General features: G+C 64.7%; 8 protein-coding genes. 4 read left to right on the forward strand and 4 right to left on the reverse strand.

Features of this window, described 5'->3' with window-relative positions; all coding sequences use genetic code 11:
• The first annotated feature begins 302 nt into the window (after positions 1-302).
• The 4 genes from OXG30_11155 to OXG30_11170 are packed head-to-tail and all read left to right on the forward strand — an operon-like array spanning position 303 to position 7,408.
• Positions 303-3,395 carry a glycosyltransferase gene (locus tag OXG30_11155; protein MCY4135451.1) on the forward strand — a complete coding sequence of 1,031 codons (3,093 nt, stop codon included), beginning with the start codon at positions 303-305 and terminating at the stop codon, positions 3,393-3,395.
• A gap of 11 nt (positions 3,396-3,406) precedes the next feature.
• Positions 3,407-4,234, forward strand: coding sequence for an ABC transporter permease (locus tag OXG30_11160; protein ID MCY4135452.1), 828 nt, complete (start codon positions 3,407-3,409; stop codon positions 4,232-4,234).
• 13 nt (positions 4,235-4,247) lie between these two features.
• Positions 4,248-5,474 (forward strand): ABC transporter ATP-binding protein, encoded by a 1,227-nt coding sequence (locus tag OXG30_11165; GenBank protein ID MCY4135453.1) that lies wholly within the window; start codon positions 4,248-4,250, stop codon positions 5,472-5,474.
• Positions 5,475-5,485: 11 nt separating this feature from the next.
• Entirely contained in the window at positions 5,486-7,408 is a 1,923-nt protein-coding gene (locus OXG30_11170; GenBank protein ID MCY4135454.1) for a methyltransferase domain-containing protein, read from the forward strand.
• Positions 7,409-7,422: 14 nt separating this feature from the next.
• On the opposite strand, the gene OXG30_11175 is transcribed toward OXG30_11170, so the two are convergent.
• From OXG30_11175 to OXG30_11190, 4 genes are all read right to left on the reverse strand, one after another.
• Entirely contained in the window at positions 7,423-8,484 is a 1,062-nt protein-coding gene (locus OXG30_11175) for a glycosyltransferase family 4 protein (protein ID MCY4135455.1), read from the reverse strand.
• A gap of 246 nt (positions 8,485-8,730) precedes the next feature.
• On the reverse strand, positions 8,731-9,705 hold the full coding sequence (locus OXG30_11180; GenBank protein ID MCY4135456.1) for a hypothetical protein: 975 nt from the start codon (positions 9,703-9,705) through the stop codon (positions 8,731-8,733).
• Positions 9,706-9,712: 7 nt separating this feature from the next.
• Entirely contained in the window at positions 9,713-10,981 is a 1,269-nt protein-coding gene (locus OXG30_11185; protein ID MCY4135457.1) for a glycosyltransferase, read from the reverse strand.
• Between the two features lie 58 nt (positions 10,982-11,039).
• Complete coding sequence (locus OXG30_11190) at positions 11,040-12,797, reverse strand: acetyl-CoA carboxylase biotin carboxylase subunit (protein ID MCY4135458.1); 1,758 nt, start codon at positions 12,795-12,797, stop codon at positions 11,040-11,042.
• Positions 12,798-12,823 lie beyond the last annotated feature (26 nt).

Raw genomic sequence — 12,823 nt, forward strand, 5'->3', positions numbered from 1 at the left:
CACGATGAGCACCGGTTGGGGGTTGGGGCTGTTTTGGGCTGAAGCCGGGGCTGCAACCAGAACTGATGCCGCTACGAGCAGAACCGAAGCGGCGGCGAGTAACTGGGATAAGCGAGGGCGGTTCAGCACTGCCGACCGCTGCCAATGCATAGAACGTCCAAAATCGATTGGCCGCCCGCCGGGCAATTCTCCCAGTTTCGGCCCTGGCCATCAAGTACACACCGATTCCCAGCGCGGCGTTCAAGGCTGTCGAGGGAGATTCGGGTGAAAGGGAAACCGGGGCGTACAGGTAGGGTGTCGTAGTGGTTCGTCGTCTCCTTGAGCGAGCTCTGCCCCGGGGTACCCGCCGCCGACGGCTGGTGGGCGGGGCAATGGTGATCGCCCGGGAGACCGGCAACACGCTCACCCGTATAAGAGACGAGTGGCAGCGGCGCCGCGATGAGGGGAATCCCGAGGCAGAGCCGCTTGTACCGGCTGCGGAACGCTTGGAGTCGGCGGACGAAGCGGAGGCCGAGATCGAGCCCGCGCCGCCGCGTCAGCCGGCCGGAGTGACCTATCGGGAGTGGTTCTGCCGGCTGCCGGCCGATTCAAGCGTTCTGGAACTTCAGCGGCAGTGGTTTGAGGAGTGGCCCCGCCCGCTCAAGGTTTGGGGATTGGTAGTGGACGACGGCGGCGACGTCGCCGCGACCGAGATGTCGCTCCACAGCCAGTCGTGGGGGTTGGTCGAGGTGGTCAAGGTCGAGGTCGGCGGGCTGGCCGAGGAGTTCGACCGGCTGTCGCAGCACTACCCCAAAGACCTGGTGGTGTTGTTGCGGGCGGGCGATCGGCTTCGGCCCGATGCGGTGTTCAAAATGGCCCAAGCGGCGTGGCGCGACCCCTGGCTGGAGTTGGTGTACTGGGACGACGACCGGGCCGGTCTGGCCGAGGTATGGGATTGGCACCGGGCGGGAATGCCAGAAGGCGTCTATTTCGACGATGATCTGGACCGCCTGAGCCAGCCCCGGCTCAAGCCGGGATGGTCTCCAGATCTCCTGGCCGGTTCGAACTACATCGGGCGGGCCTTTGCCATGAGGGCCCGAGGTCTGCAAGCCGACGCCGCGCGGCGCTATCGCGATGCAGGAACCGACGACGACTCCCTTTGGTGGGATCTGCTGTTGAGTCTGGATGTAGCTGAACAGCAGGTGAGCCGACTGCCCGCGGTATTGCACGCCGCTGATCGCCATGAAGAGCGACCCGAGGCTCACCATCTGGAGTTGGTTAACCGCTGGGTGGCTCGTCAGGGCTGGTCGGCCCGAGCCGAAGCAGGGGCCAGCGGAGTCCACCTGGCTTGGGTGCCAGATCGAGACGTATTGGTCAGCGTTATCATCGCCACCCGGCACAACCGAGAATTATTGGAGGGCGCATTCGACCTGATCCGCTCAGCCAACCACCCCAGCGTTGAGCTCATCATCGTGGACAACGGCGGCCAAAGCGACGAAAACGAGGCCTGGTATCAGGATCGGGCTGCTGATCTGAGTCCTCGGATCGTCTGGTGGGAAGAGCCGTTCAACTACTCCGCAGTGAACAATCGGGCCGCGGCCCAGGCCACCGGCGAGGTGCTGGTGTTCTTGAACGACGACACCTCCACGGGCGATCCCGAGTGGCTCCAAGAACTCATCGGCTGGGCTCAATGCCCCGAGATCGGAGTTGCCGGGCTCCAGCTCCTTGACGACGACGGCCTCATCCAGCACGGCGGGGTGATCATCGGGATGACCGGCTTGGCCGGACACCTGTTCCAGGGCATGGCCCCGCATTCCGACAGCCTTATGGGGCCAACCGATTGGACCCGAAACACGATGGCGGTGACCGGGGCCTGTCTGGCCGTGCGCCGGTCGGTGTACGAGGAGATTGGAGGTTTCGACGAGCGCTTGGTGCTTTGCGGCAGCGATGTGATGCTGGGACTGCGGGCCCGGCAGGCCGGGTACCGCAATGTGGTGTCGGCATTCACCCCGATCACCCATAGAGAATCAGCCACCAGAGGTCCGAACATTCCCGACGGCGATGTATTCGCCAGCTATTGGGCCTACCAGCGCTGGCTGATGGGCGGCGACCCCTATTTCTCCCCAAATCTCGACGCATCCCAATCGGAGCCGGCGGTGCGCTGCGAGGAGAAGCCGGGCGTGTTGAAGCAGCTCACCGAGATGCTGGGTCGGCCCATGGAAGTCTTCTATCAGCGCAACGAGACCGGGGAGGCCCACGCGCTGGCATTCGCCTCCGAAGCCGATCGGGAACTGGCCGAGTCGGTTCATCAAGAACACCGGGCGGTCCAGGGCCGGCGTGAGGTGAGAACCGTCAACTGGTTTGTGCCCGAGTTCCAAAACCCGTTCTACGGCGGCATCCATACCGTGTTCCGGTTGGCCGACCATCTGGCCGTGCACCATGGGGTGGAGAATCGTTTCATGGTGATGACCGGGCCCGTCGACCACGACGAGCGGTGGTACCGGTCAGGGATCTCCGCGGCCTTCCAGTCGCTGGCCGACAGTCCTATCAGCTACCACGACTCCTTCGCCTTTAATCCCAAGGAGATCCCCCCCGCCGATGCGGCCATCGCCACCATGTGGACCACCGCCTACTTCGCGGCCCGCACCCCAGATCAGACCCGCCGCTTCTACCTGATCCAGGATTTCGAGCCCATGTTCTACCCGGCCGGCACGCTCTATGCGCTGGCCGAGCACAGCTACCGGCTGGGGCTTTATGGGCTTTGCAACACCGGCCATCTAGCCGACATTTACCGAGATCGCTACGGGGGAGTGGCCGATCATTTCTGGCCCGCGGTGGACGGCTCGGTCTTTCACGCCCGCAACCGCATCAAACCTGATCCCGACCGCCCGGTGACCGTGTTCATCTATGCCCGCCCCGGTCATCTGCGCAACTGCTGGGAGTTGGCCGCTAGGGCCGTGCGTCTCGTGAAGGACGAACTGGCCGACGACGTGCGCATCGTGACCGCGGGATCGTGGGCCTTCCCCGAGCACATGGACTCCCTCATCACCCACATGGGTCAGCTCGACTACCGAGAGACCGGCCCGCTGTACCGCACCTGCGACATTGGGGTGGCTCTCACCACCTCTGAGCACCCCTCCTATCTGCCGCTGGAGTTGATGGCCTGTGGCACCGCGGTAGTGGCATTCGAGAACCCGGCGGGGGATTGGCTGCTGCGCCATGACCACAACTGCATGCAGTCGCCCCAGACCGCCGACGGGCTGGCCGCCGAGATCGTGGCTCTGGTGCGGGATCCCGCCCGCCGACAGCGGCTGGCCAAGCAGGGCTTGACCGACATCGCCGCCCGCCACGCTCGTTGGGATCTGAACCTGGCTGGCGTGTACGACCATCTGTGCGATCCCGAGCTGCGGCTATGAAGGGGATGGCTATGAAGGGGGTGACAGGCCGGGGTAGCGCGCTGGAGATCTGGGGCTACCGAGAGCTGATCGGCCGTCTGGTGCAGCGGGAGCTGGGCTCGCGCTACAAGCGATCGGTGCTGGGCTGGCTGTGGTCGATGCTCAACCCCGCGGCCACCCTGGCCATCTACGCGCTGGTGTTCGGCGTGCTGTTGAAGTTCGACCCCCCTCGGGCCGGCAATGGCCGCTTCGACAACTTCGCCCTCTATCTCTTCTGCGCCCTGGTCATGTGGAACGCCTTCTACGGCGTGATCACCGGGGCAATGAATGCGCTACTGGACCTCGGGTCGCTTCTGGGCAAGGTGTACTTCCCGCCCGAGGCGCCGGCCGTAGCCGCCCTGCTCACAGTGCTGTTCCAAGCAGTCATCGAGGCGTCCATCCTGATGCTGATCTTCATCTGCCTGGCCAACGTGAGTTGGACTTTCCTGCTGTGGCCGGTTCTGCTGCTGCTTCTCTCGATCTTCGCCCTCGGGATCGGCCTGATGCTCAGCGTATGGAATGTGCGCTATCGCGACGTGGGCTACCTGTCCACCATTGCCCTGCAATTCCTCTTCTACGTGACCCCCATCGTCTACCCGCTGTCGCTGATTCCCGAACGGGCTATGGGGCTGCCGGTGCGAGACATCATCCGGCTGAATCCGCTGTCCCAGTTCACCGAGGCCTCTCGCGAACTTCTGTACGGGCTGGACTGGCCTGGCCTGCTTCGATTGGGACTCATGGCTCTCATCTCGCTGGCCGTGGGCGCGGCGGGCTGGCTGATGTTCAAGGCTCGAACCCGCGACATCGCCGAAGAGCTGTAACTGTGGTGGAGCGATGAGCGAGAAAGCGATGGTGGTCGATGGTGTGTCCAAGCGCTTTCAGCTGACTTTGGACCGGCCCCTGAGCCTGAAGGAAGCTTGGACGGGGCTGCGTCCCGGATCGGGCCGACCGTTCCGGCGAGTGCGCAGCGAGCCGTTCTGGGCCCTTCGCGACGTCAGCTTGGAGGTGCCCCGGGGCTCGATGTACGGACTGGTCGGACGCAACGGATCGGGCAAGTCCACCCTGTTGCGGGTCATGGCCGGGATTTACCGGCCTACCGAGGGCCGGGTCGAGGTCAAGGGCCGGACTTCGGCCCTTTTGGAGCTGGGGGCGGGATTCCACCCCGCACTGAGCGGTCGGGAGAACATCTATCTCAACGCCTCGGTGCTGGGAGTGCCGAAATCGCAGATTGACGACCGAGTGGAGCAGATCGTCGAGTTTGCGGGGTTGGAAGAGTTCATCGACAGCCCCGTGAAGATCTACTCCAGCGGCATGTACGTGAGGCTGGGCTTTGCCGTTGCCGTCCACGTCGACCCCGAGATCCTCATCGTCGACGAGGTGGTCGCCGTGGGCGACGAGGAATTCCAGCTCCGGTGCTTCAGCCACCTGGAGTCGTTGCGGTCCCAAGGGGTGACCATCGTGCTGGTCAGCCACGATCTGGGCCTGCTGCGGGCCAACTGCGATCAGATGGCGTGGCTGAACCGGGGCCTTCTGGCGGCTGAGGGCGACCCGCAAAACGTGATCAACGCCTATCTCGACACCATCGACACCGAGGGAGCTGCTTCGGTAGGCCATCGTCTCCGTCCCGACGCCGGGCAGGCGACCCCGCTGCGCATCACCAATCTGGAGTTCTTCGATGACGCCGGGCATCGGCCCAAGTCATTCGCCTCGGGAGACCCGCTGGTGGTGCGAATTCACTACTCCGCCTCGGAGCCGATTGAAGACCCGGTGTTCTCACTGGGGTTCTACGACCACAACAACCTTCACCTGGCCGGCCCCCGCTCCCATGCCGACGGATTTCGACCTGGCAAGGTAGACGGTGAGGGATGGGTGGAGTTTCGCTTGTCCCGCATTCCGTTCCGCTCCGGCGCGTTCCATGTCAACGCCGCGGTGCAGGATTCGGACGCTTCGTTCCTCTATGACCGTCGAGCCCGGGAGTTTTGGCTTCAGATCTCCGGCGAGCCCGACCCTCAGGCCAATGGACTGTTGAATCTGGAGGGCGACTGGCGGTCCGGAGTCTGAGGCGAGCTGGAATGTCCTTTGAGCCCTTGCCAATCAACTCAATTGGTAAACCGCTTCCCTATGCCGATGGGGCTGAGGCTGAGCTGTTGACCCTATTCCGAACGGTTGAGGATCGCCGGGTGGGGTCGGATGAACTGGCGTCGGCGGTACGCGACTGGCCCACTGCCTATCACCTGGCTCCTGAGCGGGCTGTGCTCTTGGCCCCGGTCGCCATCGGACCGGATGACCGGGTGCTGGACGTGGGGGCAGGCTCAGGTGTCAACACCCGGATCTGCGCCGACCGGGGGGCGGCGGTGACTGCGGTGGAGGGCAGCGCAGTCCGGGCGGAGCTGATCGCCCATCGCTGTGCCGGAATGGAAGGCGTTCGAGTGCTCTGTGGACCGCTCGAAGGGTTGGGAGACGACGGACGCGGGGCCTACGACGTGGTTCTATTGGTGGGAGTGCTGGAATATGCCAGCACCGGCCATGGTGGGGGAGAGGGGCCAGAAGCCCTTCTCGCCCGAGTAGTCGATGCCCTGGCCCCGGACGGTGCGTTGGTGCTGGCCATTGAGAACCGCCTCGGACTCAAGTATCTGCTGGGCTTTCCCGAAGACCACCTGGGGCTGCCGTGGGTGGGATGGGAGGGCTATCGCGACGGGGAGCCCACCACCTGGTCTCGACGGGAGCTGGCCGGGATGCTGACTGACGCCGGGTTGGCGGCCCAGAGGTGGCTCTACCCGTTTCCCGACTACAAGCTGCCCACCGCGGTGTTGGCCGAGGAGATTTACGATCGGCCCGACGGTGTCGACATGGTGGACCAGATTGTGGGCCAGCCCACGAGCAGTGAGTACTTCCGTCCCGTCTTGGTTGCCGACGAGAGGGCCGCCCACCGGACGCTGCTTGCGGCCGGACTGGGACCCGATATGGCCAACTCATTCTTGGTGGTAGCTGGTCGGAGTCCCCAATCAGTGGAGGCCCGAGTCGATGGGCAGTCCCTGGCGTGGCGGGTGGCTCCTGATCGACGACAGCGGTGGAGGCAGCAAGCAGTTGTCGTTGATTCGGACCAAGGGCTGGTCGTGAAACGCCGCCTCATGGCACAAGCCGGGGTCTCTGATTTCGAAGAGTGGCTGGGGCAAGCCGAAGTGGCCGAGGAGGACTATTTCGCCGGTCGAAATCTCGAGCAGTGCCTGCTGGACTCTGCCCGGGAAGGCAATACCGACGAGATCGCCAGGCTGTTGAGGGCGTGGCGGGCGGCGCTAGCAGCTCACGAGACACCCATTGACTTGGTTGCCGCGCCCCATCCCTATCTGCCCGCCGATGCCAAATGGGTGCTGCCCCCCGACTGGTTGGATGCTGGGCCGGACAACTTCGTGGTCACCGAGGACGGCCTCCAGTTCGTGGATCGGGAATGGCTAACGGCCGGGGGAGTGGATGTCCGGTTGGCCGTGGTCAGGGGGCTTTGGAAGACGGTCTCGGCCATGTTGAGCGCTCGCTGCCATCTGCCCTGGCCGGTGACCTGGAGCAACGACCGCCTCGTGGCCCATCTCGGCACCTTGATCGGCGAGGACATCGACGATGAGCTGATGAGGCGGTGGAGGCAGGCGGAAGACGAACTGGTGCGTCGGGTGTACCGCCAGCCGGCGGCGAGGTTGGCCGAGCTGCACGATGTCGGCAGCCGCTCCCGTTTGGACCTGTTGGGATCGTCCCTGGCTCCGTACCGGCGCATGGAGCATTTGGTGCATCGGCAGCAGGAGCTGATTGCCCAGCTGACTGAGCAGCATGAGACGGCCGCGAGCCTAGAGGAGGCTCAAGCCCGCTTCGCTCGTGCCGAGGCTCAACTGGCAGAGCTTCAGGCCGAAGTCGCCGAGGCCCGAGAACGCTTGGCCCGGGTGGCCTGGCGAGAGCGAATCCACAACAGGGTCGCCAAGCTGATTCAAGGCATCCGCAACCGCTGAGGCTCTTGGCCAGTTCAATCCCGGGCTTCGACCAAGTCCTTGAGCGCGATCCACATCTGCTGGCGCGTGACCGAGATATCGAATCGCTGGGCCGCCTTGATGCCCCGGTCCCGCAGGCCATTCCTCAGCTGCTCGTCTTCCAAGACTCGGTCTAGGGCCGTAGCCATCGTCGCTGGCCGCTTGTCGCTGAGCACGATGCCCGCCCCGTTCACCGTCTCGGCCACTGCGGCGGCGTCGTAGGCCACCACGGGCAGGCCGTTGGCCATGGCCTCCACCAGGGGCACCCCGAATCCCTCGTGCTCCGACGCGCAGGCGAGCACATCCGAGAGCTGATACCACTGGAGCAGGTCTTTGTCGGAGACTTTGCCGGCAAAGACCACTCGACCATGCACGCCGAGCCGGCGAGCAAGGCTCTTCAGGGAGAGCAGGTATTGAGGAGGAGAGGCGTCGCCAACCAGCACGAGCCTCGACAGGGGCCGGAAGCGGGACAGCACTGCGAAAGCGGCGATGAGGTCGTGCTGGCACTTGTTGGGGGCCAGCCGCCCCACGAACAGCACGGTGCCGCCGTCCTCGGAGACCCCCGATTCGCCCTGGTCGAGTTGGCCGACACGGCCGCCCAACTGCCAGAGCACAGGGGAGACCACCACGTCGTTGATGCCCAAGTCCCTCAACTCTCGGGCATTGAATTCAGAGTCGGCTATGCCCCGGCGGGTGAGCGGCGCCAGTTGGCTGAGCTGCTGTCGTCCCCGCTCGACGCTCCTGGCCAGTTCGGGCTGCCAGGCCCGGAAGTAACTCGCCGGTGTGATGTTGTGGTAGTTCAGCACGATGGGAGATTTGTTGCGGATCGCGCCCTGAGCGACTTCTGAGCCGATGGAGTGCTGGAGAATCGAGACTCGCGCATCGCCCTTCCACCGCTCAATTGGGATTGTGCTGCTGTCTGCTCGGGTTCTCCGCTCGACGACGATGCGAACTTCGTAGCCCTTTTTCTCGAGTATTTCCTGAATGAGCCGCGTGTGGTTGCTGGTGGCGTCGGCGGAGGCCATCTGGGGAATCAGTATGTCGACAGCCGGGCTCATGCTTCGCTCGGTTCGGAGTCGTTCGAGGAGTTTGCCGTAGCCGGGCTCATGCTTCGCTCGGTTCGGAGTCGTTCGAGGAGTTTGCCGTAGCCGGGCTCATGCTTCGCTCGGTTCGGAGTCGTTCGAGGAGTTTGCCGTAGCCGGGCTCATGCTTCGCTCGGTTCGGAGTCGTTCGAGGAGTTTGCCGTAGCCGGGCTCATGCTTCGCTCGGTTCGGAGTCGTTCGAGGAGTTTGCCGTAGCCGGGCTCATGTTTCGCTCGGTTCGGAGTCGTTCGCGGAGTTTGCCGTGCGGCGGGCCACGACTATCTGGCTGATGCGGGAGTCGGCGCAGGGCTCAAGCCGGGCGTCGAAGCCGGCGCGCTCCAGCAGGTGTCGCCAGGTGAGCGGTGAGATGCCCAGACCCGATCCCAGCTCCGACTCGACCTGGCTCCGGGATGTTGGATCGGCCACGGCCACGATGATCCGGCCGGCACCCTTCAGCTTCAAGCTGGCCTGGTTGATCATCCCGATCAGGTCCTTCAGCGGGAGGTTCTCAACCATGCCGGTGAGCACGATCGTTCCGAATTCCCCGTCTTCGGAGCCCACCAAGTGGGCGAGCACGTCGCCGGTTCGGACGTCGATTCGACGGTTGAGTCCGGTGAACACTCGGTCGGGATCTTGTTCGACGCCATAGGTGCGCATGCCCCGGTCGCCAATGGCCTCAACGAGGGCTCCTTGTCCCGCGGAGAGCACCAGGCACGGCTCCGACCCCGCAAGCCCGGCCACTTGAGCGACAACTTCGGCCGACGGCTCGGGGGGATCATCGAGAATGCCCCATCCAGCAGGAACAGACTGGTCGATGGGAAGACCGGCGGCATCCTCCAAGCGGCCCAGGCGGGCTTCAAGGCTGCGCAGATGCCGGATCAGCACTCCGGCGAACAGGTTGAATTGGTCGGTCAAGAATCGGACGTACCAGTAAGTCAGCTTGCGAATTGCCCACTTGATGCCCCGAAGGCCACGGCGCGACCCGATGGGCACCTGGGGGTCGAGTGCGGCCAGACTCGCAGTTTGGTCGAGAAGGTGGCCGTCGTGGCTGAGCACATCGAAGGAGCCTCCGGAAGGAGACAAGTCGGCCCAGACCTGCTCGGTTTCGAGTTCGAGCAGAGCGATTTCGCTGTCTTGTCGGCGCCGATTGTCGGCCTCGGCCTCGAATTCCGCGCTGATCCGCTTCGTGTCGACCAATTAGGGCCTACTCATCTCGTTCATCTCGGCGTGGTCTCCGAGCGAGCCTCCGAGCGAGCCGGAAGATGGCCGATCGGCCAAGGTCCTCACGCAGGCGGAGGTTCTCGGCCTCCAATTCGGCGATGCGGGCGTCTTGCTCGGCGGCGCGGGCATCCTTTTCGGCTATGCGTATGTCCCGTTCGGCGATGCGGGCATCTCGCTCGGCTATGCGGACGTCTCGCTCGGCTATGCGGGTGTCCCGCTCAGCGACGCGGTCCTTCCACTCCTCGATAAGGGTGTTCCGCTCGTCAACCCGTTCTTCTAGCTCGGCAATTCTGTCGTCTTGATTGGCGACGCGGTCGGCGAGCTGCTGGCTGCGCGTTTCGGCGCCCAAGGCTCTTTCGCGCAGGCTGAGAATCTCGTGGCGGATCTGCTCGTGATCCTCACTGTCGACCAGGTCTGCGACCATGGGTGAATCGTAGTGGTGGCCAGTCGCAGAATTGACGGGGAGGTGCCAAGAGCTGGCGTCCTCGCCCCAGCGGGCGATGAACCTCTCCCATTCCCAAGGCTCGATCACCGGTGCCCGGCTGGCGCTCTCGTGGTGTATCAGGGTGGCAGCGGGCTCCACCACTACTCGCAAGCCCGATCGGAGAAGCCGGAGGCACAAATCGATGTCGCCGTAGGAAGCAGGAAACTCTAGCGACATCCCCCCAACGGTCAGCACGTCACTGCGTCGGGCGAGCAGGCAGGCCCCGGTAACGCTGATCACATCGTGGGCCACATCGGCCCCGGCCGCGGCGGCTTCAGATAGCTGACATCCCCGGAACGAGTGAATGGGCTGGGCGTCTCCGATCTCTATGCCGATGTGCTGAATCGACCGGTCGGGATACAGCAAGGTTGCCCCGACGGCACCGATGGTGGGATCGTCGAGATGAGCGGCCATTTGGACCAGCCAATCGGTGGTTTCTGCCTCGATGTCATCGTTGAGCATCAGAATAAGCTTCCCGCTGCTGGCCAACAGCCCGCAGTTGACGGCCCTGGAGAAGTCGAAGGTTCCCGGGCCCCGGTGTATGACCTCTACTGGCAGGCTGTTCGCTGACCGGAGTGATGGCCGGGGCTGCTCACCCTGGAACTCATCGCCCACCACCACGATCACTTCCTTGGGCAAGGGCTCGAGTTGGGCCAGAGTGTCCAGACAGCGGTTCAGCATCGATGTCTCAGCACCGGGCAGGCGTTGGCCGGCGCTGGGAATGATGATCGAGGTGCTGGCCTGTGAGTGCGGTTGGGGATCGGCCATGAGCTTGTTCGATGCTACCGGGGGGCTGGCCGGGCTGACAGCCGGCGCAGAGCGGTGTCTATTCGATGACTGCCACCACGTCGCCACCACCCACCGAATCTCCCTCGGCCACCTTGATCTCGGTCACCGTGCCTGACTTCTCGGCGCACACGTTGTTCTCCATCTTCATGGCTTCGAGCACGACGATGGGATCACCGGCTTCCACTGTGTCGCCCTCGGCCACCATGACCTTCACGATGGTTCCCTGCATGGGAACGATGACGTCGCCGCTCCCGCCGCTGCCTCCGCTCTTGCTGGCCGCGGCTCGCTTGGGGCGTTTGGCTCCGCTCGGCCCGGAAGCGACGGCGGCTGGAGCGGTTTCGGGAACCCACATCCTCACCGAGTAGCGCTGTCCGTTGACCTCCACGTCGATGTCCCGCTGTACCAGGGGCTCGGTGTCGGAGGGGGGGCTGGCCGGGGCGCTCTTGACTCCGGTCAGGTCGAGCGTCTCCTCCACCCACTTGGTGGAGTGGGTGAGGGCGGCGAAATCGGGGTGGGCCAGGATGGCCTTGTCGGCGGGAATGGTGGTGGCCACCCCGCTCACTTCCAGCTCGTCGAGGGCCCGCAGGGTGCGGGCAATGGCAGTGGGCCGATCTCGGCCCCAGCAGATCAGCTTGCCCACCAGATTGTCGTAGAACTGGCTGATCTCATCTCCGGCCTCGTACCCCCCGTCCCAACGGGTTCCGTACCCGCTGGGCGCCCGCAGGCCGGTGATCGGCCCCGGTGACGGCAGGAAGGCGCCCTCGGCGGGGTCCTCGGCGTTGATGCGCACTTCGATGGCGTGGCCGGATATCTCGATTTCGTCCTGGGTGAACGGCAGGGGCTCGCCGGAGGCCACCTTGATCTGTTGCTCTACCAGGTCGATCCCGGTGACGAGCTCGGTGGCCGGATGCTCCACTTGGAGGCGGGTGTTCATCTCCAAGTAATAGAACTGGCCGTCCTCATACAGGAACTCCACCGTGCCGGCGTTCACGTAGTCGCAGCCCTGGGCCACCTTTACCGCGGCCTCGCCCATGGCGGCCAGGACTTCGGGGTCGATGCCGGCCGCGGGGGCCTCCTCGATCAGCTTCTGATGGCGGCGCTGGGCTGAGCAGTCGCGGGTGCCGAGATATACGCAATTGCCGTGGCTGTCGGCCAGAACCTGCACCTCAACGTGGCGAGGTTTCTCCAGATAGCGCTCCATGTAGATCTCGTCGCGCCCGAAATAGCTGAGGGCCTCCCGCTGGGCCGACTCGATGGCCTCCTCCACCACGCTCTCGTCGGCCACCACCTTCATGCCCCGGCCGCCGCCGCCGTAGGCCGCCTTGATGGCCACAGGGTAGCCGTGCTCATCTCCGAAGGCCCTGACCTGGTCGGGGTCGGTGATGAGGTCGGTGGTGCCGGGAACTCCGCTCACCCCGACCCGCTCGGCGGCCTGGCGGGCAGAGATCTTGTCGCCCATGACCTCGATTGCCTCGGGGTTGGGGCCGATGAACGCCACGCCCTGGGCAGTGATGGCCCGGGCGAAGTCAGCGTTCTCGGAGAAGAAGCCGTAGCCGGGGTGGACGCCGTCGGCCCCGGTGCGCTCGATCACATCGAGGATGGCCTCGGTGTTGAGGTAGCTCTCGGCCGCGGTTTGACCGCCCAGCGCGTGGGCCTCATCGGCCATCCGCACATGGAGGGCGCTGCGGTCGAGGTCGGAGTACACCGCCACCGTGGCGATGCCCAACTCCCGGCAGGCCCGGATCACTCGAACAGCGATCTCCCCCCGGTTTGCGATCAGCACCTTGGACAACACGGCAATATGGTGGCAGACGGGTTCTC

This window comes from bacterium (assembly GCA_026708015.1).
GTDB lineage: Bacteria > Actinomycetota > Acidimicrobiia > Acidimicrobiales > Bin134 > Poriferisocius.